At 63.4% G+C, this 24,911-nt stretch carries 23 protein-coding genes; 3 read left to right on the top strand and 20 right to left on the bottom strand.

The features are described 5' to 3' along the window. Nucleotide 1: 1 nt before the first annotated feature. From rplP to rpsJ, 9 genes are read right to left on the bottom strand one after another with little or no spacing between them, the layout of a single operon-like run. The gene (rplP, locus tag AC1DXI_RS07915; protein WP_018773668.1) at nucleotides 2-418 is read right to left on the bottom strand and encodes a 50S ribosomal protein L16; all 417 of its coding nucleotides are present in this window, start codon (nucleotides 416-418) and stop codon (nucleotides 2-4) included. Next, complete coding sequence (rpsC, locus tag AC1DXI_RS07920; RefSeq protein ID WP_476938133.1) at nucleotides 419-1,252, bottom strand: 30S ribosomal protein S3; 834 nt, start codon at nucleotides 1,250-1,252, stop codon at nucleotides 419-421. Continuing rightward, on the bottom strand, nucleotides 1,253-1,618 hold the full coding sequence (rplV, locus tag AC1DXI_RS07925; protein ID WP_003803798.1) for a 50S ribosomal protein L22: 366 nt from the start codon (nucleotides 1,616-1,618) through the stop codon (nucleotides 1,253-1,255). Between the two features lie 38 nt (nucleotides 1,619-1,656). Further along, a complete protein-coding gene (gene rpsS, locus AC1DXI_RS07930) occupies nucleotides 1,657-1,938 on the bottom strand; it encodes a 30S ribosomal protein S19 (RefSeq protein ID WP_018773666.1) in 282 nt (93 codons plus the stop codon). A 12-nt stretch (nucleotides 1,939-1,950) separates the two neighbouring features. Further along, the gene (rplB, locus tag AC1DXI_RS07935) at nucleotides 1,951-2,790 is read right to left on the bottom strand and encodes a 50S ribosomal protein L2 (RefSeq protein WP_026266473.1); all 840 of its coding nucleotides are present in this window, start codon (nucleotides 2,788-2,790) and stop codon (nucleotides 1,951-1,953) included. A gap of 29 nt (nucleotides 2,791-2,819) precedes the next feature. After that, complete coding sequence (gene rplW, locus AC1DXI_RS07940; RefSeq protein ID WP_018773664.1) at nucleotides 2,820-3,125, bottom strand: 50S ribosomal protein L23; 306 nt, start codon at nucleotides 3,123-3,125, stop codon at nucleotides 2,820-2,822. Further along, nucleotides 3,122-3,742 (bottom strand): 50S ribosomal protein L4, encoded by a 621-nt coding sequence (gene rplD, locus AC1DXI_RS07945; protein WP_026537568.1) that lies wholly within the window; start codon nucleotides 3,740-3,742, stop codon nucleotides 3,122-3,124. The genes rplW and rplD overlap by 4 nt, the downstream gene beginning before the upstream one ends. Before the next feature lie 4 nt (nucleotides 3,743-3,746). Beyond that, entirely contained in the window at nucleotides 3,747-4,397 is a 651-nt protein-coding gene (rplC, locus tag AC1DXI_RS07950; RefSeq protein ID WP_003803812.1) for a 50S ribosomal protein L3, read from the bottom strand. 17 nt (nucleotides 4,398-4,414) lie between these two features. After that, on the bottom strand, nucleotides 4,415-4,723 hold the full coding sequence (rpsJ, locus tag AC1DXI_RS07955; RefSeq protein WP_003803825.1) for a 30S ribosomal protein S10: 309 nt from the start codon (nucleotides 4,721-4,723) through the stop codon (nucleotides 4,415-4,417). A 464-nt stretch (nucleotides 4,724-5,187) separates the two neighbouring features. Between rpsJ and AC1DXI_RS07960 the strand changes: the two genes are divergently transcribed. Then, nucleotides 5,188-6,612 (top strand): GH1 family beta-glucosidase, encoded by a 1,425-nt coding sequence (locus tag AC1DXI_RS07960; protein WP_476938134.1) that lies wholly within the window; start codon nucleotides 5,188-5,190, stop codon nucleotides 6,610-6,612. A gap of 17 nt (nucleotides 6,613-6,629) precedes the next feature. Here AC1DXI_RS07960 and AC1DXI_RS07965 read toward each other — a convergent pair whose 3' ends face one another. The 8 genes from AC1DXI_RS07965 to AC1DXI_RS08000 form a co-directional block, all read right to left on the bottom strand. Next, entirely contained in the window at nucleotides 6,630-6,755 is a 126-nt protein-coding gene (locus AC1DXI_RS07965) for a hypothetical protein (RefSeq protein WP_476938135.1), read from the bottom strand. Between the two features lie 144 nt (nucleotides 6,756-6,899). Beyond that, nucleotides 6,900-8,090: an elongation factor Tu gene (gene tuf, locus AC1DXI_RS07970; RefSeq protein ID WP_018773660.1), complete on the bottom strand. Its 1,191-nt coding sequence runs from the start codon at nucleotides 8,088-8,090 to the stop codon at nucleotides 6,900-6,902. Nucleotides 8,091-8,356: 266 nt separating this feature from the next. Continuing rightward, nucleotides 8,357-10,471 (bottom strand): elongation factor G, encoded by a 2,115-nt coding sequence (gene fusA, locus AC1DXI_RS07975; RefSeq protein WP_018773659.1) that lies wholly within the window; start codon nucleotides 10,469-10,471, stop codon nucleotides 8,357-8,359. A 69-nt stretch (nucleotides 10,472-10,540) separates the two neighbouring features. Next, nucleotides 10,541-11,011 carry a 30S ribosomal protein S7 gene (rpsG, locus tag AC1DXI_RS07980; RefSeq protein WP_011692813.1) on the bottom strand — a complete coding sequence of 157 codons (471 nt, stop codon included), beginning with the start codon at nucleotides 11,009-11,011 and terminating at the stop codon, nucleotides 10,541-10,543. Nucleotide 11,012: 1 nt separating this feature from the next. Beyond that, nucleotides 11,013-11,387, bottom strand: a complete 375-nt coding sequence (gene rpsL / locus AC1DXI_RS07985) for a 30S ribosomal protein S12 (RefSeq protein ID WP_018773658.1) — start codon at nucleotides 11,385-11,387, stop codon at nucleotides 11,013-11,015. A gap of 487 nt (nucleotides 11,388-11,874) precedes the next feature. Continuing rightward, nucleotides 11,875-15,774 carry a DNA-directed RNA polymerase subunit beta' gene (locus AC1DXI_RS07990; RefSeq protein ID WP_476938136.1) on the bottom strand — a complete coding sequence of 1,300 codons (3,900 nt, stop codon included), beginning with the start codon at nucleotides 15,772-15,774 and terminating at the stop codon, nucleotides 11,875-11,877. A gap of 102 nt (nucleotides 15,775-15,876) precedes the next feature. Then, nucleotides 15,877-19,392: a DNA-directed RNA polymerase subunit beta gene (gene rpoB / locus AC1DXI_RS07995; protein WP_018773656.1), complete on the bottom strand. Its 3,516-nt coding sequence runs from the start codon at nucleotides 19,390-19,392 to the stop codon at nucleotides 15,877-15,879. A gap of 247 nt (nucleotides 19,393-19,639) precedes the next feature. Next, the gene (locus AC1DXI_RS08000) at nucleotides 19,640-19,849 is read right to left on the bottom strand and encodes a hypothetical protein (RefSeq protein WP_476938137.1); all 210 of its coding nucleotides are present in this window, start codon (nucleotides 19,847-19,849) and stop codon (nucleotides 19,640-19,642) included. On the opposite strand from AC1DXI_RS08000, the gene AC1DXI_RS08005 reads away from it, so the two are divergent. Together AC1DXI_RS08005 and AC1DXI_RS08010 are read left to right on the top strand one after the other, a co-directional pair. Continuing rightward, entirely contained in the window at nucleotides 19,848-21,047 is a 1,200-nt protein-coding gene (locus AC1DXI_RS08005) for an acetyl-CoA C-acetyltransferase (protein ID WP_476938138.1), read from the top strand. The two genes, AC1DXI_RS08000 and AC1DXI_RS08005, sit on opposite strands and share 2 nt — an antisense overlap. A 116-nt stretch (nucleotides 21,048-21,163) precedes the next feature. Then, a complete protein-coding gene (locus tag AC1DXI_RS08010; protein ID WP_476938139.1) occupies nucleotides 21,164-21,649 on the top strand; it encodes an aminoacyl-tRNA deacylase in 486 nt (161 codons plus the stop codon). A 93-nt stretch (nucleotides 21,650-21,742) separates the two neighbouring features. Here AC1DXI_RS08010 and AC1DXI_RS08015 read toward each other — a convergent pair whose 3' ends face one another. The 3 genes from AC1DXI_RS08015 to rplJ form a co-directional block, all read right to left on the bottom strand. Beyond that, on the bottom strand, nucleotides 21,743-23,581 hold the full coding sequence (locus tag AC1DXI_RS08015) for a bifunctional metallophosphatase/5'-nucleotidase (protein ID WP_476938140.1): 1,839 nt from the start codon (nucleotides 23,579-23,581) through the stop codon (nucleotides 21,743-21,745). A gap of 240 nt (nucleotides 23,582-23,821) precedes the next feature. After that, on the bottom strand, nucleotides 23,822-24,193 hold the full coding sequence (gene rplL, locus AC1DXI_RS08020) for a 50S ribosomal protein L7/L12 (protein WP_028276543.1): 372 nt from the start codon (nucleotides 24,191-24,193) through the stop codon (nucleotides 23,822-23,824). Nucleotides 24,194-24,270: 77 nt separating this feature from the next. Then, nucleotides 24,271-24,864 carry a 50S ribosomal protein L10 gene (gene rplJ / locus AC1DXI_RS08025; protein WP_028276542.1) on the bottom strand — a complete coding sequence of 198 codons (594 nt, stop codon included), beginning with the start codon at nucleotides 24,862-24,864 and terminating at the stop codon, nucleotides 24,271-24,273. Between the last annotated feature and the right edge of the window lie 47 nt (nucleotides 24,865-24,911).

Raw genomic sequence — 24,911 nt, forward strand, 5'->3', positions numbered from 1 at the left:
TCTACTCACCACCTTCGCGACGCACAATGCGTGCCTTCAACGGCAGCTTGTGGATTGCCAGGCGCAGGGCCTCGCGAGCTACCTCTTCACTGACACCGGAGAGTTCGAAGAGAACCCGGCCCGGCTTGACGTTTGAGACCCACCATTCCGGAGAACCCTTACCGGAACCCATGCGGGTTTCGGCCGGCTTCTTCGTCAGCGGACGGTCCGGGTAAATGTTGATCCAGACCTTTCCGCCACGCTTGATGTGGCGGGTCATCGCGATACGGGCAGATTCGATCTGACGGTTCGTGACGTAGGCCGGGCTCAGCGCCTGGATGCCCCACTCACCGAAGGAGACCTGGGTGCCGCCCGTAGCAGCGCCGGAACGACCCGGGTGGTGCTGCTTACGGTGCTTGACTCGACGTGGGATAAGCATTTAAGCCTGTCCTCCTTCTACTGCCGGTGCAGCTGCTGCTTCGACAGCCGGAGCTTCGGCGGCAGGTGCTGCCTCAGCTGCGGGGCGGTCGGGACGACGGCGGCGGTCACCACGGTCGGCGCCACCCGGGCGGCCCGGGCGGTCGCCGGCACGGCCACGGGACGGAGCAGCAGCTGCCTGCTGAGCCAGTTCCTTGGCAGTGACGTCGCCCTTGTAGATCCAGACCTTCACGCCGATACGGCCGAAGGTGGTCTTGGCCTCGTAGAAGCCGTAGTCGATGTTCGCACGCAGGGTGTGCAGGGGCACACGGCCTTCGCGGTAGAACTCCGAGCGGGACATTTCTGCGCCGCCCAGTCGACCCGAGCAAGCGATCCGGATGCCCTTGGCACCGGCACGCTGTGCGGACTGCATGGCCTTCTTCATCGCACGGCGGAAAGCCACGCGGGAAGTCAGCTGCTCAGCAACGCCCTGGGCAACAAGCTGGGCTTCCATCTCGGGGTTCCTGACCTCAAGGATGTTCAGCTGTACCTGCTTGCCCGTGAGCTTCTCAAGCTCGCCGCGGATGCGGTCTGCTTCAGCGCCGCGGCGGCCGATGACGATGCCCGGACGTGCCGTGTGGATATCCACACGGACACGGTCGCGGGTGCGCTCGATTTCGACCTTGGCGATACCGGCGCGCTCCATGCCAGTGGACATGAGCTGGCGGATACGGATGTCTTCGCGAACGAAGTCCTTGTACCGCTGGCCGGCCTTGGTGCTGTCAGCAAACCAGTGCGATACGTGATCGGTGGTGATGCCGAGTCGGAACCCGTGCGGGTTAACTTTCTGTCCCACTTAGCGAGCCTCCTCTTTCTCCGGGGTAGCGACTACCACGGTGATGTGGCTCGTGCGCTTCTTGATCTGAAATGCACGACCCTGGGCTCGCGGCTGGAACCGCTTCATGGTCGGGCCTTCATCAACAAACGCTTCGCTGATGATGAGGTCACCTTCGTCAAACGCCACGCCGTCGCGGTCCGCGAGGACCCGGGCGTTGGAGATTGCCGACTGAACTACCTTGAATACCGGCTCCGAAGCTGCCTGGGGGGCAAACTTCAGAATTGCCAGAGCCTCATTCGCTTGCTTACCACGAACAAGGTTGACGACGCGCCGGGCCTTCATAGGCGTTACGCGGATGTGACGCGCAATTGCCTTGGCTTCCATTGCTTTCCTTCTCTCGTCTTTGACGTAAGTGCAGGCGCCTAGCGGCGCTTGCCCTTACGGTCGTCCTTGACATGGCCGCGGAATGTCCGCGTGGGAGCGAATTCGCCGAGCTTGTGCCCGACCATCGACTCAGTGACAAACACGGGGATGTGCTTGCGTCCGTCGTGTACGGCGATCGTGTGGCCGAGCATGTCGGGGACGATCATCGAACGGCGGGACCAGGTCTTGATGACGTTCTTGGTGCCCTTTTCGTTTTCCCTGGCTACCTTTACAAAGAGGTGCTGGTCAACGAAAGGACCTTTTTTCAGGCTGCGTGGCATGTGTCCAGGCTCCTATCGCTTGTTCTTGCCAGTACGACGGCGACGAACAATAAGCTTGTCGCTCTCTTTGTTGGGACGGCGGGTGCGGCCTTCGCGCTTACCGTTCGGGTTGACGGGGTGACGTCCACCGGACGTCTTACCCTCGCCACCACCGTGGGGGTGGTCAACCGGGTTCATGGCGACACCACGGACGGTCGGGCGAACGCCCTTCCACCGCATACGGCCGGCCTTGCCCCAGTTGATGTTCGACTGCTCGGCGTTGCCGACCTCGCCGACGGTTGCGCGGCAGCGCACGTCAACGTTGCGGATTTCGCCGGAAGGCAGACGCAGCTGGGCGAAACGGCCTTCCTTTGCAACGAGCTGGATCGATGCGCCGGCGGAGCGGCCCATCTTGGCGCCGCCACCCGGACGCAGTTCGACTGCGTGGATTACGGTACCGACCGGGATGTTGCGCAGCGGAAGGTTGTTGCCGGGCTTGATGTCAGCGTCGGCGCCGGCCTCTACGAAGTCGCCCTGGGACAGCTTGTTCGGGGCGATGATGTAACGCTTGGTGCCATCAACGTAGTGCAGGAGGGCGATCCGAGCCGTGCGGTTCGGGTCGTACTCGATTTCGGCAACGCGGGCGTTGACGCCGTCCTTGTCGTGGCGACGGAAGTCGATCAGACGGTACTGGCGTTTGTGTCCACCACCCTTGTGACGGGTCGTGATCTTACCGGAGTTGTTACGGCCACCCTTTTTCGGGAGGGGACGTACCAACGACTTTTCCGGCGTCGACCGCGTGATTTCAGTGAAGTCCGCTACGCTCGAGCCACGACGGCCCGGGGTAGTCGGCTTGTATTTACGGATTCCCATAATTTATTTCCTCGTTAAAGTGGTCTCCGCTATGAAAGCGGACCGCCGAAGATGTCGATAGTGCCTTCTTTGAGGCTCACAATGGCACGCTTGGTGTTCTTGCGGGTACCCCAGCCGAATTTGGTGCGCTTGCGCTTACCGGCACGGTTGATGGTGTTGATCGATTCGACCTTGACGGAGAAAATCTTCTCCACGGCCAGCTTGATCTCGGTCTTGTTCGAGCGGGGGTCCACCAGGAAGGTGTACTTGCCCTCATCGATCAGGCCGTAGCTCTTTTCCGAGACGACGGGTGCAAGCACGACGTCGCGCGGGTCTTTGATGGTGGCTGCACTCACTTGGCATCCTCCTCGTTCTTTGCAACCTTGTCAGCAACGAATGCTTCGTAGGCAGCCTTGGTGAAGACTACGTCGTCGGAAACGAGAACGTCGTAGGTGTTCAGCTGGTCTGCGTACAGAACGTGAACTTCCTCGAGGTTGCGCACGGACAGTGCAGCAACATCGTTGGCGCGCTCAATGACAACGAGCAGGTTCTTGCGCTCGGAAACTCCGCGCAGGGTTGCCAGTGCTTCCTTGGAGGACGGCTTGGAGCCGGCAACCAGGTCAGCAACGACGTGGACGCGGCCGTTGCGGGCGCGGTCCGAGAGTGCGCCGCGCAGTGCAGCAGCAATCATCTTCTTGGGGGTGCGCTGGCTGTAGTCACGCGGCGTGGGGCCGTGGACAACGCCACCACCGGTCATGTGAGGAGCACGGATGGAACCCTGACGGGCGCGGCCGGTGCCCTTCTGCTTGAACGGCTTGCGACCTGCACCGGAAACCTCGGCGCGGGTCTTGGTCTTGTGGGTACCCTGGCGAGCAGCAGCGAGCTGGGCAACGACGACCTGGTGCAGCAGCGGCACGTTGGTCTGTACGTCGAAGATCTCTGCAGGCAGGTCAACCTTGACAGTGCTAGTCATTGAACTAGGCTCCCTTCACGGCGGTGCGTACGAGTACGACCTGGCCGCGGGCGCCGGGGACGGCGCCCTTGATCAGGAGCAGCGACTTCTCGACGTCAACCGCGTGGACCGTGAGGTTCAGCGTGGTGTGACGAACGGCGCCCATGCGGCCGGCCATTTTCATGCCCTTGAAGACGCGGCTCGGGGTGGATGCGCCACCGATTGAACCGGGCTTACGGTGGTTCTTGTGGGCACCGTGGGAAGCTCCAACGCCGTGGAAGCCGTGACGCTTCATAACACCGGCGAAGCCCTTACCCTTGGTGGTGCCAACGACGTCGATCTTCTGGCCGGCTTCGAAGAGCTCTACGGAGAGCTCCTGGCCCAGCTCGTAAGAGTCAGCATCTGCAGTGCGCAGTTCTACGACGTGGCGGCGAGGCGTGACGCCTGCCTTTTCAAAGTGACCAGCCAGCGGCTTGGTGACCTTGCGGGGATCGATCTGGCCGTAGCCGATCTGAACGGCGACATAGCCATCAGTTTCTGCGTTGCGCAGCTGCGTGATGACGTTCGAGTCAGCCTGGACCACAGTGACGGGGATGAGCTTGTTGTTCTCGTCCCAGACCTGGGTCATGCCGAGCTTCGTGCCCAGCAGGCCCTTTACGTTACGGGTTGCGGTCATAGTCTCTCAGCACCTCCCTACAGCTTGATTTCGATGTTCACGTCGGCCGGCAGGTCGAGACGCATGAGCGAATCAACAGCCTTGGGCGTGGGATCGATGATGTCGATAAGACGCTTGTGCGTGCGCATTTCAAAGTGCTCGCGGCTGTCCTTGTACTTGTGCGGAGAGCGGATAACGCAGTAAACGTTCTTCTCCGTCGGCAGCGGCACGGGGCCAACTACAGTTGCGCCTGCGCGCGTGACCGTCTCAACGATCTTCCGTGCTGAAACGTCAATGACCTCGTGGTCATATGACTTCAGCCGGATGCGGATTTTTTGTCCCGCCATGTCGCCTGACTCTCTTTCAGTCTGTGCTTCCCCTGATTAGGGCTGCCCTGTTCACTTACTAGTTGTATGGCTGCCGAAGCATTTGAAGTCGTGACTACCACCCGCCGCACAAGCTGAATCCGGAAGGATCCGGGTTCCTCAACCTGCCGACGCAACCGACCCCCGCGGTCGGGCGTGTCGCGTGTTTTCACACGTACTCGTCCGCAATTCCATGGGGAGTGGGTTATGTTTGGTCTCTCACTTGGACCCTGGCACCCGGCATTATCCGGATCGGGACGCGAAAGAGCGCTTGAACAACTCATCTAGTATGCCGGAATATTCGGGCAGAAGCGAATCAGCCCACTGCAGCACTGCAATCGCCGTAGTGCATTCGCAGCAGTGCAATCCCTGCACTGCAATCGCGGTAGTGCAATCCCTGCCGGAGGGCCATTGTCCTGAATCGCCGTCGAATGGATGATAGGGGCATGACCGTGCAGGACTCTGTAGCAGTTCAGGCCCTCGCCGCGCGCCTGAGCCCGGGGTTCACCCTGGGTGTTTCCTCCGCGGCTTTCCAGATCGAGGGGAGCCTCGCCGCCGGCGGCCGCGGACCCTCGGGCTGGGACGCCTTTGCCGAAAAGCCCGGCAACATCCTGCACGGGCACTCCCCCGCCGTCGCCTGCGACCACTATAACCGCGCCGAGGAAGACATCGAACTGATGCGCGATCTCGGGATCGATTCCTATCGCTTCTCGATCTCGTGGCCGCGGGTCCAGCCCGAGGGCAGCGGCCGCTTCAATGCGGCTGGCCTGGACTTCTACGACCGCCTGATCGACCGGCTCCTCGCTGCCGGCATCTCCCCCATGGCCACCCTCTACCACTGGGATACGCCGCTGCCCCTCGAGCACCGGGGCGGCTGGATGGACCGTTCGACGGCGGAGCGGTTCGCCGAGTACAGCGCGGCCGCAGGCAAGCGGTTCGGCGACCGCGTGGCTCAGTGGGTGACGCTGAACGAGCCCGCCTCGGTTACCCTGAACGGCTACGCCCTGGGCGTCCATGCGCCCGGCCGCGGCCTGCTCTTCGATGCCCTGCCGTCGGTGCGGCATCAGCTCCTGGGGCACGGGCTGGCGGTTCAGGCGTTGCGCGCGGAGGGTGTCGCCGGCGGCGTCGGCGTCACGAACCTGCATTCCCCCGTCCGGCCTGCTTCCGGTTCGCCAACGGACAGGCTGCTGGCCAGGGTGTTCGACTTCGTGCTGAACCGGCTCTACGCTGACCCGATCCTCCTGGGCCGCTTTCCCCGGCTGCCGCTGATCGCCCGGCCGTGGTTCCGTTCAATGCGGAGCATCAGCGACGCCGACCTGGCCACGATCCACCAGCCGCTGGATTTCTATGGCCTGAACTATTACTACCCCGTCAAGGTGGCCACGGGGCGCGGCGTCGACAGCCCTTCGGCAACCGCGGAGGCGATGCTCAAAGTTCCGTTCCACATGGCCGCGTTCCCGGAGTACGAGCGCACGGGATTCGGCTGGCCGGTCGCTCCGGACCACCTGGGGATCCTGCTCCGGGAGCTGAAGGACCGGTACGGGGCCTCGCTGCCGCCGCTCTACATCACCGAGAGCGGGGCGAGCTTCCCCGAACCGGACCACGTCACCGGTCCCATCCCCGACGCCGGACGGATCAGCTACCTCGCCACGCACCTCAGCCAGGCGGTGGAGGCCACCTCCCCCGGGGGCGTGGCCCACGACGTCGACCTGCTCGGCTACTACGTCTGGACGCTGATGGACAACTTCGAATGGGCGGCCGGCTACTCGCAGCGCTTCGGCCTGGTGCACGTCGATTTCACGAGCCTCAAGCGCACGCCGAAAGACTCGTACTACTGGTACCAGGCCCTCGCGCGGGCACGCCGGGCCTGAGTCCCGCCCGGGCGCTGCTACTGGTTGCGGTTTGACCGGTTGATGCGCTTGGCGCGCTCGATTTCCTGGCGGAAATGCTTCTTCGCCCAAAAGAACGCGACGACGACGGTTGCGGCGATCAGCAGAAAAATAAACCAGCCCATGGTGAGCTCCCTTCCTTTCCTGCAAAGGTATCAGGAACTTAAAAGGAACAGCCCCGCTGCAAGTGCAGCGGGGCTGTTCCCGATCCTCTGGTCAGCTGCCGGACGGCGGGCCAATCAGGGGCAAAGCATCAGATCGGCAAGTAATTACTTGATGATCTTGGTGACGCGTCCTGAACCAACGGTGCGGCCGCCTTCGCGGATAGCGAAGCCGAGGCCCTCTTCCATTGCGATCGGCTGGATGAGCGCAACGGTCATCTCAGTGTTGTCGCCGGGCATAACCATTTCCGTGCCTTCCGGCAGGGTGATAACGCCGGTTACGTCCGTGGTGCGGAAGTAGAACTGCGGGCGGTAGTTGGAGTAGAACGGGTTGTGACGTCCGCCTTCGTCCTTGGAGAGGATGTAGACGTTAGCCTCGAAGTCGGTGTGCGGGGTGATGGAACCCGGCTTGACGACAACCTGGCCACGCTCGACATCGTCGCGCTTCAGACCGCGGAGCAGGAGGCCACAGTTCTCGCCGGCCCATGCTTCGTCGAGCTGCTTGTGGAACATCTCGATACCGGTAACCGTGGTCTTCTGGACCGGGCGGATGCCGACGATCTCGACCTCGGAGTTGATGGCGAGGGTTCCACGCTCGGCGCGGCCCGTAACAACGGTGCCACGGCCGGTGATCGTGAAGACATCTTCGATCGGCATCAGGAAGGGCTTGTCACGGTCACGTACGGGGTCCGGAACGGACTCGTCGACAGCTGCCATGAGGTCCTCAACGGACTTGACCCAGACGGGGTCGCCTTCGAGGGCCTTCAGGCCGGAAACGCGAACAACCGGAGCCTCGTCGCCATCGAAGCCCTGCGAGCTGAGCAGCTCGCGAACTTCCATTTCAACGAGGTCGAGGAGCTCTTCGTCGTCAACCATGTCAGCCTTGTTCAGCGCGACCAGCAGGTAGGGAACGCCAACCTGGCGGGCGAGCAGAACGTGCTCGCGGGTCTGAGCCATCGGGCCGTCAGTGGCGGCAACCACGAGGATTGCACCGTCCATCTGAGCAGCGCCGGTGATCATGTTCTTGATGTAGTCAGCGTGACCCGGAGCGTCTACGTGTGCGTAGTGGCGCTTCTCGGTCTGGTACTCAACGTGGGAGATGTTGATGGTAATGCCGCGCTGACGCTCTTCGGGAGCAGAGTCAATCGACGCGAAGTCACGCTTCTCGTTGAGAGTCGGGTACTTGTCGTACAGCACCTTGGAAATGGCGGCCGTCAGCGTCGTCTTACCGTGGTCAACGTGACCAATGGTACCGATGTTAACGTGCGGCTTAGTCCGCTCGAACTTTGCCTTTGCCACAGGTTCCTCCTAGAACGTTTTCAAATGACTTACCCTTCGGCCGCGCTTGTCGCGGCAGAAACTCCAGTAAGTCTACTTGGGGGGCTTTGGATTGATGAAATTGCAGATTCAGGTACTAATGCTAGTGCCTAGAGCCTGTTCGTGCAGGCGGCCGGACTCCGGCCTGGCCGGACTACAGCTGACCGGAGTCCGGCCACTTGCACCAGATGTATCTCCGCTGGCGGAGACGCACCCGAGTTTTTTGTTGCTGCGAGGCGTCCTAGGGACTACTCGCCGCGGTTCTTCTGGATGATCTCGTCGGCAACTGCCTTCGGGACCTCGGCGTAGCTGTTGAACGTCATGGAGTACACAGCGCGGCCCTGGGTCTTCGAGCGCAGGTCACCGATGTAGCCGAACATGCCGGACAGCGGGACGTGTGCGCGAATAACCTTGACGCCCTGGGCATCTTCCATGGACTGCATCTGGCCACGGCGGGAGTTGAGGTCACCGATAACTTCACCCATGTATTCCTCAGGGGTGCGGACCTCGACATCCATCAGCGGTTCGAGCAGGACAGGGTTCGCCTTGCGTGCGGCTTCCTTGAAAGCCATACGGCCGGCGATCTTGAACGCCATTTCCGAGGAGTCAACATCGTGGTAAGCGCCGTCAATCAGCGTCGCCTTGATGCCGACAACCGGGTAACCGGCCAGGACGCCGTCGTTAAGCGCATCCTGGATGCCGGCGTCGACCGACGGGATGTACTCGCGCGGAACGCGGCCACCAGTGACCTTGTTCTCGAACTCGTACAGCTCGCCACCCGAGGTGTCCAGCGGCTCGATCGCGATCTGGATCTTTGCGAACTGGCCGGAACCACCGGTCTGCTTCTTGTGCGTGTAGTCGTGACGCTCTACAGCACGCTTGATGGTTTCGCGGTAAGCAACCTGCGGCTTGCCAACGTTTGCCTCGACCTTGAATTCGCGGCGCATGCGGTCCACCAGGATGTCCAGGTGGAGCTCGCCCATGCCGGCGATGATGGTCTGGCCAGTGTCCTCGTTGAGGGAGACCTGGAAGGTCGGATCCTCAGCGGAGAGCTTCTGGATGGCCGTGGAGAGCTTCTCCTGGTCACCCTTCGTGTTCGGCTCGATCGCAACCGAGATCACGGGCTCCGGGAAGCTCATGGACTCGAGGACAATCTGGTTGGCCGGATCGCACAGGGTGTCGCCCGTGGTGGTGTCCTTGAGGCCGATCGCTGCGTAGATGTGGCCGGCGGTAGCGCCCTCGACGGGCATTTCCTTGTTGGCGTGCATCTGGAACAGCTTGCCGATGCGCTCCTTCTTGCCCTTGGTGGAGTTGACCACCTGCGAGCCTGCTTCCACGTGACCGGAGTACACGCGGATGAAGGTGAGCTGGCCGAAGAAGGGGTGCGCGGCGATCTTGAAGGCCAGTGCGGAGAAGGGCTCTTCAGAGGAGGGCTTACGGGTAAGCTCCTTCTCTTCGTCGCGGGGATCGTGACCGATCATCGGCGGGACGTCGAGCGGGTTCGGCAGGTAGTCCACCACAGCGTCGAGCATCGGCTGGACGCCGCGGTTCTTGAATGCAGAACCACAGAACACCGGGTACAGCTCAGAGTTGATCGTCATCTTGCGGATGCCGGCCTTGAGCTCATCGATGCTGATCTCTTCGCCCTCGAGGTACTTCTCCATGAGTTCCTCGGAGGCCTCGGCAACCGTCTCAACGAGAGTTGCGCGGTACTCTTCGGCCTTCGCCTGGAGGTCAGCCGGGATCTCGCGGATCTCGTACTTCGCACCCATGGTGACGTCACCCTTGGCGTCGCCGGGCCAGACCAGCGCACGCATGTAAAGGAGGTCGACGACGCCGATGAAGTCGTTCTCGGCGCCGATCGGCAGCTGCATGACGAGCGGCTTGGCACCGAGGCGGCTGATGATGGTGTCGACGGTGAAGTAGAAGTCAGCGCCGAGCTTGTCCATCTTGTTGACGAAGCAGATGCGCGGAACGTTGTACTTGTCAGCCTGGCGCCAAACAGTCTCGGACTGCGGCTCCACGCCTTCCTTGCCGTCGAACACGGCGACTGCGCCGTCGAGGACGCGCAGGGAGCGCTCAACCTCGACCGTGAAGTCTACGTGGCCGGGGGTGTCGATGATGTTGATCTGGTTGTTTTCCCAGAAGCAGGTCACGGCGGCAGACGTGATGGTGATGCCGCGTTCCTTTTCCTGTTCCATCCAGTCAGTCGTCGAAGCGCCGTCGTGCGTTTCGCCGATCTTGTGGTTCACACCTGTGTAGAACAGGATGCGCTCGGTAGTAGTGGTCTTGCCGGCATCGATGTGGGCCATGATGCCGATATTGCGGACCTTGCTAAGGTCGGTAAGCACGTCCTGTGCCACGGTGTCTCCCTTTCGGATGGACTGCACGTTCGCCGCCGGCTCAGTCGAGCCGGCGGCGTCCGGGAAGTATTACCAGCGGTAGTGTGCGAAGGCCTTGTTGGACTCGGCCATCTTGTGGGTGTCTTCGCGACGCTTCACAGCGGCACCGAGACCGTTCGAGGCATCCAGAATTTCGTTCTGGAGGCGCTCGGTCATGGTCTTTTCGCGGCGGGCCTTGGAGTAGCCAACCAGCCAGCGGAGGGCGAGGGCCGTGGAACGGCCCGGCTTGACCTCAACGGGAACCTGGTAGGTGGCGCCACCAACACGGCGGGAGCGGACCTCAAGCGAAGGCTTGACGTTCTCCATGGCCTTCTTGAGGGCTGCAACGGGGTCGCCGCCGGACTTGGCGCGAGCACCCTCGAGGGCACCGTAAACGATGCGCTCTGCGGTGGACTTCTTGCCGTCAACCAGCACCTTGTTGATGAGCTGGGTGACCAGCGGGGAGCCGTAAACGGGATCTAGAACTAGCGGCCGCTTGGGGGCCGGACCCTTGCGAGGCATATTACTTCTTCTCCATCTTTGCGCCGTAGCGGCTGCGAGCCTGCTTACGGTTCTTGACACCCTGGGTATCGAGGGCGCCACGGACGATCTTGTAGCGGACACCCGGAAGGTCCTTCACGCGGCCGCCGCGGACGAGCACAATGGAGTGCTCCTGCAGGTTGTGGCCTACACCGGGGATGTATGCGGTGACTTCAATGCCGCCGTTGAGGCGCACGCGAGCAACCTTACGCAGAGCCGAGTTCGGCTTCTTCGGGGTCGTCGTGTAAACGCGGGTGCAAACACCGCGGCGCATCGGGCTGCCGTTAAGCGCGGGAGCCTTGGTCTTTTTGACCTTAGGCGTGCGGCCCTTGCGGACCAGCTGGTTAATCGTAGGCACTCTCGTGTTCTCCGTTTTATCCGGAGCGGCCGTTGGCGGCCGCTCTCTTGTCGCTGCGCCTCGCCGCCCGAGCTTTGAAGTTCTCTCCAGAGCAGCTGAGGCGAAGCCTTAATAGTCGGACCGCACGCCGGGGTCCAGGGACTTTCGACCCGAACTGCCCCTAGGCATGCGAAAATGTGGCATACGTTGCACAAGAACCCTGCAAACCGGAAACGTCGTCCTGGTTGAACCTTTCGGCTGCAACCGGCGCACTCATCCACTGCCACAATAACAATTAGTCTCAAGTCTAACACGGACAGGTCCCAGCCCTTAATCGGCGGGGAATCCGGCCGCCCCAACCCCCGTCGATTGCTCCGTTACCGCCCTTCTGTGGCCTCAAAAGGGCGGTAGCGGAGCAATCGATCGTTGAACGGGGTCAAACGGAAGGGCCCCGCCCCCGCTCCGCTGAAATGCAGAGTGGTGACGGGGCCCCACGTCGAGCTAGCGGTTAGCGGAAGTCGCTGCCGAGATCGTAGTCATCCAGCGGGATGGCGTGGAACTCGGGAGCTCCGTCGCCGCCCAGGCTGTCGTAGGAGAAGTCACTGAATGCGCTGGGGCCGGTGAACAGGTTGGCCTTTGCTTCTTCAGTGGGTTCCACCGTGACCTCGGTGTAGCGCGGGAGACCCGTGCCGGCCGGGATGAGCTTACCGATGATGACGTTTTCCTTGAGGCCGAGCAGCGGATCGCTCTTGCCTTCCATGGCCGCCTGCGTCAGGACGCGGGTGGTCTCCTGGAAGGAAGCTGCGGACAGCCAGGACTCGGTCGCCAGGGACGCCTTGGTGATGCCCATGAGCTCGGGACGGCCGGATGCCGGCGTCTTGCCCTCGGACACAACGCGGCGGTTGGCCTCTTCGAAACGGCTGCGTTCGGCGAGCTCGCCGGGCAGCAGATCCGATTCGCCGGACTCGATGACCGTGACGCGGCGCAGCATCTGGCGGACGATAACCTCGACGTGCTTGTCGTGGATACCGATGCCCTGGCTGCGGTACACGCCCTGGACTTCGTCCACCAGGAACTTCTGCGCGGCACGGGGACCCATGATGCGCAGCACCTGCTTGGGATCGACCGGGCCGTTGATGAGCTTCTGGCCAACGCTGACGTGATCGCCGTCTTCGATGAGAAGACGTGAACGGCGCAGCACCGGGTAGGCGATCTCTTCAGATCCGTCATCCGGGGTGATGACCAGGCGCATCTGGCGCTCGGACTCTTCGATGGTGATGCGGCCGGCTGCTTCAGCAATCGGTGCGACACCCTTCGGAGTACGGGCTTCGAAGAGCTCCTGGATACGGGGCAGACCCTGGGTGATGTCGTCGCCGCCGCTGGCGGAAACAGCACCACCGGTGTGGAACGTACGCATGGTCAGCTGGGTACCCGGCTCACCGATGGACTGCGCGGCAATGATGCCCACGGCCTCACCGATGTCGACGGTCTTGCCAGTGGCCAGCGAACGGCCGTAGCACAGGGCGCAGGTGCCGACGCTGGACTCACAGGTGAGTACGGAGCGGACCTTGACCTCGGTGATGCCGGCTGCGAACAGTTCGGCAATGACGACGTCACCGCAGTCGGTGCCGGCAGCTGCCAGGACCTTGCCCTTGGAGTCGACGACGTCGACGGCCAGGGTGCGGGCGTAGGCGCTGTTCTCGACGTTCTCGTCCAGGACGAGGACGCCGTTGGCGTCGGCTACCGCGATGGCGGTCATCAGGCCGCGCTCGGTACCGCAGTCCTCCTCGCGGACAATGACGTCCTGCGAAACGTCCACCAGACGACGGGTCAGGTAACCCGAGTTGGCGGTACGCAGGGCGGTGTCGGCCAGACCCTTACGGGCACCGTGCGTGGCGATGAAGTATTCCAGCACCGAGAGGCCCTCACGGTAGGAGGACTTGATCGGACGCGGGATGATTTCACCCTTAGGGTTGGCCACCAGGCCACGGATACCCGCGATCTGACGGACCTGCATCCAGTTACCACGGGCACCGGAGGACACCATGCGGTTGATGGTGTTCATCGGGGACAGGCTGTCACGCATCGCCTGGGCGATTTCGTTCGTTGCCTTGTTCCAGATCTCGATCAGTTCCTGGCGACGCTCGTCGTCGTCGATCAGGCCCTTGTCGTACTGGCCCTGGATCTTGGCGGCCATGGTCTCGTAACCGGCAAGGATCCGCGGCTTGTCCGTGGGCACCTCGATGTCGGAGATGGCAACGGTCACGCCGGACCGGGTGGCCCAGTAGAAACCGGCATCCTTCAGGTTGTCCAGCGTTGCCGCCGTGGTCACCTTCGGGTAGCGCTCGGCGAGGTCGTTGACGATCCGGGACAGCTCGCCCTTGTCGGCAACATCCTCAACCCACGGGTAATCCGCGGGCAGCGTCTGGTTGAAGATGACCTGGCCGAGGGAGGTCTCGACCAACGCGGTCTGACCGGGCTCCCAGCCCTCCGGGGCTTCCCAGCCGGCGTAGGGCACGAAGCCCTCGAGGCGGATCTTGACCTTGGAGTTCAGGTGCAGCTCGTGGAGGTCGTAGGCCATGATGGCTTCCGCGACCGAGGAGAAGATCCGGCCTTCGCCAGCTGAACCGACACGCTTGGTGGTCAGGTGGTAGAGACCGATGATCATATCCTGCGACGGCAGGGTCACCGGGCGGCCGTCAGACGGCTTCAGGATGTTGTTCGAGGAGAGCATCAGGATGCGGGCCTCGGCCTGGGCTTCGGGGCTCAGCGGCAGGTGGACTGCCATCTGGTCGCCGTCGAAGTCGGCGTTGAAGGCGCCACAAACCAGCGGGTGCAGCTGGATTGCCTTGCCTTCAACAAGCTGCGGCTCGAACGCCTGGATGCCGAGACGGTGCAGGGTAGGTGCACGGTTCAGCAGCACGGGGTGCTCGGTGATGATCTCTTCGAGGACGTCCCAGACCTGCGGACGGTAACGCTCCACCATGCGCTTGGCCGACTTGATGTTCTGGGCGTGGTTGAGGTCAACCAGGCGCTTCATCACGAACGGCTTGAAGAGCTCCAGGGCCATCTGCTTGGGCAGACCACACTGGTGCAGCTTCAGCTGCGGGCCGACGACAATGACCGAACGGCCGGAGTAGTCGACGCGCTTGCCGAGGAGGTTCTGGCGGAAACGGCCCTGCTTGCCCTTGAGCATGTCGCTCAGGGACTTCAGCGGACGGTTGCCCGGTCCGGTGACCGGACGGCCGCGGCGGCCGTTGTCGAAGAGGCTGTCAACAGCTTCCTGAAGCATGCGCTTCTCGTTGTTGACGATGATCTCCGGAGCACCGAGGTCAAGCAGGCGCTTGAGGCGGTTGTTGCGGTTGATCACGCGGCGGTAGAGGTCGTTGAGGTCGGAGGTCGCGAAGCGGCCACCGTCCAGCTGGACCATCGGGCGCAGTTCCGGCGGGATCACCGGGACGGCGTCCAGCACCATGCCGAGCGGGCTGTTGTTGGTCGTCAGGAACGCGTTGACCACCTTGAGCCGCTTCAGGGCGCGGGTCTTGCGCTGGCCCTTGCCGTTGGCGATGATGTCGCGCAGCATGTCCGACTCGGCCTGCATGTCGAAGTTCTCAAGACGCTTCTTGATGGCCTCGGCACCCATGGAGCCTTCGAAATACATGCCGTAGCGGTCGCGCAGTTCGCGGTACAGGCCTTCGTCACCTTCGAGGTCTGCGACCTTGAGGTTCTTGAAGCGGTCCCAGACCTGCTCGAGGCGCTCGATTTCGGCGTCGGCACGCTTGCGGACGTTCGCCATTTGGCGGTCAGCTGAGTCGCGGGCCTTCTTCTTGTCGGCAGCCTTCGCGCCTTCGCCTTCGAGACGGGCAAGCTCGTTCTCAAGGTCGCGGGCGATCGTGGCGATGTCGGAGTCGCGGTTGTCGATCAGCTGCTTCTTCTCGATGTCGTGCTCAACCTGGAGGTTGGGCAGTTCTTCGTGGCGGCTGTCGGCGTCGACGCTCGTGATCATGTAGGCGGCGAAGTAAATGACCTTTTCGAGGTCCTTCGGTGCCAGGTCAAGGAGGTAGCCCAGACGGGAGGGAACACCCTTGAAGTACCAGATGTGCGTGACCGGGGCGGCGAGCTCGATGTGGCCCATGCGCTCACGGCGGACCTTCGCACGGGTGACCTCAACGCCACACCGCTCGCAGATGATGCCCTTGAAGCGCACGCGCTTGTACTTACCGCAGTAGCATTCCCAGTCGCGKGACGGGCCGAAGATCTTCTCGCAGAAGAGTCCGTCCTTCTCGGGCTTGAGCGTGCGGTAGTTGATGGTTTCCGGCTTCTTAACCTCGCCGTACGACCAGCCACGGATGTCTTCCGCGGTGGCGAGGCCGATCTGCATGAGGCCGAAGGAGGATTCGCTGGACATATGGTCCCTGTTCTCTCTTGTTCTCTAAATTCTGAAGTCTTGGGTTACGGGAAGAGGCCGAGAGGCACGACGGCGGGTAACCACCCGCCGTCGGGCTCTCTGCTAGACCTCTTCTACGGAACTGGGCTCTGCACGAGACAGATCGATGCCCAGTTCTTCCGCAGCCGTGAAGACTGCGTCATCAGAGTCACGCATTTCAATTGTGGTTCCGTCCGTGGAAAGCACTTCCACGTTCAGGCACAGCGACTGCATTTCCTTGATCAAGACCTTGAAGGACTCAGGAACGCCCGGCTCGGGGATGTTCTCGCCCTTGACGATGGCTTCGTAGACCTTCACACGACCGTGGATATCATCCGACTTGATCGTCAGCAGTTCCTGGAGCGTGTACGCGGCGCCGTAAGCCTCGAGCGCCCACACTTCCATTTCACCGAAGCGCTGGCCACCGAACTGTGCCTTACCACCCAGCGGCTGCTGCGTGATCATGGAGTACGGGCCGGTGGAGCGCGCGTGGATCTTGTCGTCCACCAGGTGGTGGAGCTTCAGGATGTACATGTAGCCGACCGAGATCGGATCCGGGAACGGCTCGCCGGAGCGGCCGTCGAACAGACGGGTCTTGCCGGAGGAGTTGATCAGGCGGTCGCCGTCGCGGGTGACGTTGGTGGAATCGAGCAGGCCCGTGATTTCTTCTTCACGCGCACCGTCGAAGACCGGCGTCGCCACAGTGGTCTGGCCACTCTCGCGCGGCAGGTTCGGCAGCTGCTTGACCCACTCGGGCTCGCCCTCGATCTTCCAGCCGGTCTTGGCAACCCAGCCGAGGTGCGTTTCCAGCACCTGGCCGACGTTCATGCGGCCCGGAACACCCAGCGGGTTCAGGACGATATCAACGGGGGTGCCGTCGGCAAGGAAGGGCATGTCCTCGATCGGAAGGATCTTGGAGATGACACCCTTGTTGCCGTGGCGGCCGGCGAGCTTGTCGCCGTCGGTGATCTTGCGCTTGGCAGCGACGTACACGCGCACCAGCTGGTTGACGCCCGGGGGCAGCTCGTCGTCGTTGTCGCGGTCGAAGACGCGGACACCGATCACGGTGCCGGACTCGCCGTGCGGCACCTTCAGGGAGGTGTCGCGCACTTCGCGGGACTTCTCACCAAAGATGGCGCGCAGCAGGCGCTCTTCCGGGGTCAGTTCGGTCTCGCCCTTGGGGGTGACCTTACCGACCAGGATGTCGCCGGCCTCAACCTCGGCACCGATGTGGATGATGCCGCGCTCGTCCAGGCCTGCCAGGACTTCCTCAGACACGTTGGGGATGTCACGGGTGATTTCCTCGGCACCAAGCTTGGTGTCGCGGGCATCGATCTCGTGCTCCTCGATGTGGATGGAGGACAGGACGTCCTCGGCCACGATGCGCTGGGACAGGATGATGGCATCCTCGAAGTTGTGGCCTTCCCATGACATGAATGCCACGAGCAGGTTCTTACCGAGGGCGAGCTCGCCCTGGTCCGTTGCCGGGCCGTCAGCGATGATGCCGCCGACTTCCAGGCGCTGGCCTTCGTTCACCAGGACACGGTGGTTGTAGCAGTTGCCCTGGTTGGAGCGGGCGAACTTGTTGATGCGGTAGTTGGTTTCCGTACCGTCGTCGTTGAGCATGATGACCAGCTCAGCGGAGACCTCGGTGACCACACCGGCCTTCTTCGCGATGACAACGTCACCGGCGTCGACGGCTGCGGCACGCTCCATGCCGGTACCGACGAACGGTGCCTCGGAACGGACCAGCGGCACGGCCTGGCGCTGCATGTTGGCACCCATGAGTGCACGGTTGGCATCGTCATGCTCGAGGAACGGGATCAGGGCGGTAGCCACGGACACCATCTGGCGCGGGGAAACGTCCATGAACTCGACGTCGGCGGCGGGAACCAGCACGGGCTCGCCTCCACCACCGCGGGCACGGACCAGGACGGTCTCTTCCGCGAAGCGCTTGTTCTCGTCCAGCGGTGCGTTGGCCTGTGCGATCAGGACCTCGGCTTCGTCGTCGGCCGTGAGGTACTTGACCTCATCGGAGACGACACCCTCGGCGACAAGGCGGTACGGGGTTTCGATGAAACCGAACGGGTTGATGCGTCCGTAGGAAGCCAGCGAACCGATCAGACCAATGTTCGGGCCTTCAGGAGTTTCGATGGGGCACATACGTCCGTAGTGGGACGGGTGCACGTCACGAACTTCCATGCCGGCACGGTCACGGGACAGACCACCCGGGCCAAGCGCGGACAGGCGGCGCTTGTGGGTCAGACCCGAGAGCGGGTTGTTCTGGTCCATGAACTGGGACAGCTGGGAAGTTCCGAAGAACTCCTTGATGGCTGCCACGACGGGACGGATGTTGATCAGGGTCTGCGGCGTGATGGCCTCGACGTCCTGGGTCGTCATGCGTTCGCGGACAACGCGCTCCATGCGGGACAGGCCGGTGCGGACCTGGTTCTCGATGAGCTCGCCGACGGCGCGGATGCGGCGGTTGCCGAAGTGGTCGATGTCATCGATCTCGACGCGGAGCTCGTGGTCCTGGCCGTCGCGCTTGCCCATGAGGGTCTTCTCACCGGCGTGCAGCGCAACCAGGAACTTGATCATGGCCACGATGTCTTCAACGTGCAGGACCGAAGCTTCCTTGTCGCCAAGGGAGCGGTCGATGCCAAGCTTGCGGTTGATCTTGTAACGGCCGACCTTGGCCAGATCGTAGCGCTTGGAGTTGAAGTACAGGTTGTCCAGCAGGGACTGGGCAGCCTCAACCGTGGGCGGCTCGCCCGGTCGCAGCTTCCGGTAGATGTCCAGCAACGCGTCTTCGCGGGTCTCGGTGGCGTCCTTCTCCAGCGTGGCGCGCATGGAGTCGTACTGGCCGAATTCCTCGAGGATCTGGCCTTCGGTCCAGCCGAGGGCCTTCAGCAGCACGGTGACGGACTGCTTGCGCTTGCGGTCAAGACGGACGCCGACCTGGTCGCGCTTGTCGATTTCGAGCTCGAACCAGGCGCCGCGGGAGGGGATGATCTTCGCGGTGAAGATGTCCTTGTCGCTGGTCTTGTCGGCGGTGCGCTCAAAGTAGGCGCCCGGCGAGCGGACCAGCTGGGAGACGACGACACGCTCGGTGCCGTTGACGACGAAGGTGCCCTTCTCGGTCATCAGCGGGAAGTCACCCATGAACACGGTCTGCTGCTTGATTTCGCCCGTGTTGTTGTTCATGAACTCGGCCTTGACGTACAGCGGAGCCGAGTACGTTGCGTCCCGGTCCTTGCACTCAGCCATGGTGTATTTGGGGTCAGCGAACTCCGGCTCGGAGAAGCTCAGGGACATGGTGCCCTGGAAGTCTTCGATCGGGGAGATCTCTTCAAAGATGTCGGACAGACCCGAGGAGGTGGCGACACTGAGGTCGCCTTCTTCGACGGCCTTCGCAACGCGCGCCTGCCAGCGTTCGTTTCCGACCAGCCAGTCAAAGCTGTCGGTTTGCAGGGCGAGCAGATTCGGAACATCAAGGGGTTCGTGAATCTTTGCGAATGAGAGCCGGCGGGTTGCACCGTCGGTGCTGTCGGCATTGATAGCGGTAGCGTTGTTTACATTAGAGGTGCTCGAGGCGACCAAGAGGGATCCTTCCACAGACCTTCAGGCGTTGTCAGATCTCCCCCGTTATGCACTCTGCAGAATGACTCCGCAGCGCTACCAGTCCGGTTCCGCTATATGACCCGGGACCCGCGCTGTCCATGGCTGGTGCACGTGGTAGACGGCACATTGATGGAACAGCTGTCAGGCTAAGCCCACCGCTATATGAAGGCTGAAGGTAAACAGGGAAGACGCAAATATCTACGATACGGCAAAGCAACCTACTTGTCTACCCCACTTCCGGCGGGATTGCAAGCACGAACTTTCGGCGGAATTTTCCCGCCCTCTGCGCTGAGTCATCCGCAACGTCGCGCCGGGCGGCGCCCGTGGCGAGCGGGGCAGCAGCCGAGACAGCAGCCGAGACCATGCCGAATGGATAGGTGACGGGGCTCACGATAACGTAGATATAAGTCGAAAGTAGATCGGAAGAAAACACCATGAGCAATCCTGCAGACAACAACGATGTTGTCATTCTCGCCGCCGCCCGCACCCCCCAGGGGCGCCTGAACGGGCAGCTGGCCAGCTTCACCGCCGTCGAGCTCGGCACCCACGCCATCCGCGCGGCCCTGGCCGCCAGCGGCGTCAGGGCCGACCAGGTGGACAGCGTGATCATCGGCCAGGTCCTGCAGGCCGGAGCGGGCCAAAACCCTGCGCGCCAGAGCGCCATCGGCGCCGGCATCGGCTGGAACGTGCCGACGGTGACCATCAACAAGGTCTGCCTCTCCGGCCTCACCGCAGTGATCGACGCCGCCCGGATGATCCGCAGCGGGGACGCCACGGTGGTGGTCGCCGGCGGCCAGGAGTCCATGACCCGCGCACCGCACGTGCTGCCCGGTTCCCGGCAGGGCTGGGCCTACGGCACGGTCCAGGCACTCGACGTGGCCGCGCACGACGGCCTCACCGACGCCTTCGACGGGCAGTCCATGGGACTGTCGACCGAGAGCAAGAACCTGACCCTCGGCATCGACCGGGCCTCCCAGGACGAGGTGGCGGCCCAGTCGCACCAGCGTGCCGCCCGGGCCGCGAAGGACGGCGTCTTCGACGGCGAGATCGCCGCGATGAGCGTCAAGCAGCGCAAGGGCGATCCGATCGCCGTCACCTCCGACGAAGGCATCCGGCCGGACACGACCGTCGAATCTCTGGCCGGCCTGCGCGCGGCTTTCGTCACCGACGGAACCATCACCGCCGGCAACTCCTCTCCCCTGTCCGACGGCGCTGCGGCCCTGGTGCTGAGCAGCCGGAAGTTTGCCGAGGACAACGGCCTCGAATACCTCGCGGTGGTCGGCAAGCCGGGCCAGGTCGCCGGGCCGGACAACTCGCTCCATTCCCAGCCGTCGAACGCCATCAAGAACGCCCTGGACAAGGCCGGATGGTCCGCCGCGGACCTCGATTTCATCGAAATCAACGAGGCTTTCGGTTCCGTCGCGGTGCAGTCCCTGAAGGACCTCAACTATCCGCTGGAGCAGTGCAACATCCATGGCGGGGCCATCGCCCTGGGCCACCCGATCGGGGCCTCCGGGGCCCGGCTGGCCCTGCACGCGGCCCACGAGCTCAAGCGCCGGGGAACCGGCAAGGCGGCCGTGTCCCTGTGCGGCGGCGGCGGCCAGGGCGAGGCGCTGCTGCTGTACCGCGACTAAGGCCGGCAACCGGCGGCCAGGCGGACCGGGAACAGCCGGCGGCCCGGGCGGACCGGGAACACCCGGCGGCCAGGCGGACCGGGAACAGCCATCAGGAGTCAGGAAGGTTTGACGCGATGCCAGAGCAGAAAACGGCCAGCGGCCGCGAGCGGTTCCTTGCCGACGCCGCGGCGCGCGGGCTGCACGTCGAGATCGTCGAGCGCCTCGCCGCCCGCAGCCTTGAGGAGGCGGCCGGCATCCTCGGGATCCGGCCTGCGGATATCGTGAAGTCGCTCGTGGTCAAGCACAAGGACGGCAGTTTCTTGTTCGCCCTGGTCCCCGGCGACCGGCAGATTTCCTGGCCCAAGCTGCGGGCGCTGCTGGGCGTCAACAAGCTCTCGCTGCCGGCGGCGGATACCGCCTTCGAGGCCACCGGGTACGAGCGCGGGACCATCACACCGCTCGGCAGCATCCGCCCCTGGCCGGTCTACGCCGACCAGACCATCACGGGACGGCGGATCTCCATGGGCGCCGGGGAGCATGGCTACAGCGCGTTCGTGGACGCGGACGCCCTGACGGCGGCGCTGGGCGCCGTCGTCGCCGACATCACCGAACCCAACTAGCCCGCCCGGGTTAAAAGCAACGCGGGGTCACTTCCGGCCCATCCGGACGGTCGGGATGGGCGCTAAGTGACCCCGCGTTGTTTTGGAGGAGGGTCAGGCGGTGACTGTCAGCGGCGCCCCGTTGACGGTGAGCCGCCAGTTGGCCTGGTTGAACACGGCGACGTCCAGGGTGCCGCGGTCCACTACGTAGTCGATGATGCGCTGCCGGATCTCCTGCTGGCTGTTCGAGAGTACCGGCGCGCTCTTCACGGCCGGGAAGTTGCCGCCGCCGCTCTGCCGGTAGTTGTTGATGGCCAGGGCGAATTCCTGCCCGGTCCGCAACGCCTGGCCGCCGTAGCTGAGGTTGGCGATCCGGTCCCCCACCGGCCGGGCAAGGTCGATCTCGTAGTTCAGCGGCGCGTCGAGTCCGTAAACGACGTCGTAGTTATAGTCGGGCGTGCCGTTCGGGGCCACGGCCGTCACGGCGTTGGTGACGTCCTGGGCCCTGGCCGTGGTGGCCGCCACCGGCTTGAAGTACTGCGCGGACCACTCCAGGTAGGCCTTGACCTGCGCTCCGGTGACCTTGATGGCGAGCAGCGTGTTGTCGAAGATGTACAGCCCCGCGACATCGCGGATGGTCAGCGGTCCGGCTTTGACGTCGACGGCACGGGAGAAGGCCGCCGCAATGGACAGGACGGGCAGCCCCGCCGCCGGACCGTTGGCGAGCTCGGCCTTGATGGTGCTGGCCTGGACGTAATTGATGGCGTCAATCGCGGCGGAGTCCTCCCAGCAGGCGGTGGCCGTGCTCAGCGGCGCCGTCGAGGTCCCGATAACCTCGTTGACGTAGCTCACCGTGGCGTCGTGCCCTGCCTCGACGGCCCGGACGACGGCGGGATCGGCGTCGGCGGTCTTGGCGTCCAGTAGGTGCGAATGCGCCGCGGTGACGGTCCACCGCCCCTTGTCCCTGGCGAGCTCGAGGTCCATGACGGAGACGCGCATGCCCCACTTGAGCGGCTCGGTCAGTAGCACTTGCCTGCCCGTCTCCTTGTTCGTGACGAAGCGCTCGGGGATCTCCAGGTGGGCGTGCCCGACCAGGATGGCGTCGATGCCCGGGACTTCCTCGGCAAGCTGGGTGGATGCGTTCTCGGGGAAGGGCAAGGCGTCGCCATAGGAGGATCCGGGGGTTGCCCCCGAATGGCTCGTGACGATCACGACGTCGGCCCCGGCCGCCTTGACTTGCGGGATGACAGTCCGGGCCTCTTCGACGATGCCGTTGAAGTCGAGCTTGCCCTGGACGTTGTCGCGGTCCCAGAGCGCGCAGCCCGGCGTCACAAAGCCGACCAGCCCGACCGTCAGCCAGCCGCTGCCGGTCTTGATCCGCTTCAGGACGTAGGGGGTGAAGGCGCGCCCGCCCGACACGGCGTCGTGGACGTTGGCGCCCAGCAGGGGGAAGTCCAGTTGCCGCTCCCAGGCGCGCAGGAGTCCAATGCCGTAGTTGAACTCGTGGTTGCCCAGCCCCACGGCGTCGTAGCCGACCGCGTTCATGGCCAACGCCATGGGGTGTTTCACGGTTGCCGAGGCGGGGTTGATCTTGGCGAAGTAGTAGGCCAGGGGCGTGCCCTGGATGGTGTCCCCGGCGTCGATGGTCAGCGTGTTGGCCGCGCCGCGTTCGGCCCGCATGGCGTTGATCAGCGTCGCGGCCTGGGCGATTCCGATCTTGTTCCCGGCGGCATCGGCATAGGGCGCGTTCTTGAAGTAGTCCCAGTTGAAGACGTTGTTGTGCAGGTCCGTGGTGCCGAGCACCGTCAGGGTGAACGGCTTCTTTGTGCTTGCCTGGCCGGGGGCGGCCTGTGCCGCCGGGGCTCCGGCCAGCGCAGCGGCGGCTGCTCCGCCGCCCACGAGGGCTGCCGCGAGCATGGCGCGGCGGGAAGGGGAAGTGTTTGGGTCCGTCATTGTGGGTGAACTCCTGGACGTTGGGGGCCGGTGGGCACAAATCCAAAGTCTAGGGTCGCGCCGTCAAGTGCGACAGGGGTATCAGAAAAACTTTGCCGAATCCTTGGTTACAGTTCACCGGCGGCTGTTTCCGGAGCGGCCACTTCGCTGTCCGGCCGCAGAACGCAGGAAACCCCGCCCACTGAGTGGACGGGGTTTCCTTCGAGCAGTGCGGACCGCGATTGATCCGGACGGCGAGAGTTACTTGAGGGTAACGCGGGCGCCAGCTTCTTCGAGCTGAGCCTTTGCCTTCTCGGCAGCTTCCTTGGTGGCGCCTTCGAGAACAGCCTTGGGAGCGCTGTCAACCAGGTCCTTGGCTTCCTTGAGGCCCAGGGAGGTGATGGCGCGAACTTCCTTGATCACTGCGATCTTCTTGTCGCCAGCAGCTTCGAGGATGACGTCGAAGTCAGTCTTCTCTTCAGCTTCTTCTGCAGCAGCGGCGGGGCCGGCAACGGCAACAGCAGCAGCAGTAACTTCGAAGGTCTCTTCGAAGAGCTTGACGAACTCGGAGAGCTCGATGATGGTCAGTTCCTTGAAAGCTTCAATGAGCTCTTCGTTGGTGAGCTTCGCCATGGTGTGGCGTCCTTCCTATAGTGGTGCCCGGCGGGCCTGAGGCTCGCTGTCGCACCGGAGTCTTATGGAGAAGAGGACTAGTTCTCTTCGGGGGCTGCGGCTTCGGCCGGTGCTTCGGCCTCGGCTGCTGCATCTGCTGCGGGGGCTTCTTCAGCGGCGGGTGCTTCGGCTGCTGCCGGGGCACCGTTCTCTTCTTCAAGCTTGAGGCGCAGTGCGTCGATGATGCGTACAGCGGCGGCAGCAGGAGCCTTGAGGATCCCTGCAACCTTGGCGAGCTGCAGCTCACGGGACTCGAGTGCTGCCAGGGCAGCAACTTCGCTGGCGTTCAGTGCCTTGCCCTCGAAGTAACCGGTCTTGATAACCAGCTGCTTGTTGGCTTTGGCAAAATCCGTCAGGCTCTTGGCAGCGGCAACTGCGTCACCCTTGATGAACGCGATTGCAGTGGGGCCGGCGAGCTGACCGTCGAATGCTTCGACGCCAGCTTCCTTGGCTGCAATGGCGGTCAGGGTGTTCTTGACGACCGAGAACTTGGTTTCCTGGCCGAGAGAGACACGCAGCTGCTTGAGCTGTGCAACGGTGAGCCCGCGGTATTCGGTCAGGACAGCGGCGTTCGATTCCTTGAAATCGTTAGTGATCTCAGCTACTGCTGAAACCTTGCTAGGCGTTGCCATAACCCTCCTTCCGGGGATAGTGCCGGTATGTCCGGGTCCCCGCTCAA

The organism is Arthrobacter sp. P1_H7, assembly GCF_056405215.1.

Coding starts and splice junctions, on each gene's coding strand:
- rplD (WP_026537568.1), bottom strand. CDS start 3,742: ATGACTAGCACTGTCAAGGTTGACCTGCCTGCAGAGATCTTCGACGTA.
- rplL (WP_028276543.1), bottom strand. CDS start 24,193: ATGGCGAAGCTCACCAACGAAGAGCTCATTGAAGCTTTCAAGGAACTG.
- AC1DXI_RS08015 (WP_476938140.1), bottom strand. CDS start 23,581: ATGACGGACCCAAACACTTCCCCTTCCCGCCGCGCCATGCTCGCGGCA.
- rpsJ (WP_003803825.1), bottom strand. CDS start 4,723: ATGGCGGGACAAAAAATCCGCATCCGGCTGAAGTCATATGACCACGAG.
- rpsS (WP_018773666.1), bottom strand. CDS start 1,938: ATGCCACGCAGCCTGAAAAAAGGTCCTTTCGTTGACCAGCACCTCTTT.
- AC1DXI_RS08005 (WP_476938138.1), top strand. CDS start 19,848: ATGAGCAATCCTGCAGACAACAACGATGTTGTCATTCTCGCCGCCGCC.
- AC1DXI_RS07960 (WP_476938134.1), top strand. CDS start 5,188: ATGACCGTGCAGGACTCTGTAGCAGTTCAGGCCCTCGCCGCGCGCCTG.
- rpsG (WP_011692813.1), bottom strand. CDS start 11,011: ATGCCTCGCAAGGGTCCGGCCCCCAAGCGGCCGCTAGTTCTAGATCCC.
- rplV (WP_003803798.1), bottom strand. CDS start 1,618: ATGGAAGCCAAGGCAATTGCGCGTCACATCCGCGTAACGCCTATGAAG.
- rplB (WP_026266473.1), bottom strand. CDS start 2,790: ATGGGAATCCGTAAATACAAGCCGACTACCCCGGGCCGTCGTGGCTCG.
- AC1DXI_RS07965 (WP_476938135.1), bottom strand. CDS start 6,755: ATGGGCTGGTTTATTTTTCTGCTGATCGCCGCAACCGTCGTCGTCGCG.
- AC1DXI_RS08000 (WP_476938137.1), bottom strand. CDS start 19,849: ATGGTGTTTTCTTCCGATCTACTTTCGACTTATATCTACGTTATCGTG.
- rplJ (WP_028276542.1), bottom strand. CDS start 24,864: ATGGCAACGCCTAGCAAGGTTTCAGCAGTAGCTGAGATCACTAACGAT.
- rplC (WP_003803812.1), bottom strand. CDS start 4,397: ATGACCGCAACCCGTAACGTAAAGGGCCTGCTGGGCACGAAGCTCGGC.
- AC1DXI_RS08010 (WP_476938139.1), top strand. CDS start 21,164: ATGCCAGAGCAGAAAACGGCCAGCGGCCGCGAGCGGTTCCTTGCCGAC.
- rplP (WP_018773668.1), bottom strand. CDS start 418: ATGCTTATCCCACGTCGAGTCAAGCACCGTAAGCAGCACCACCCGGGT.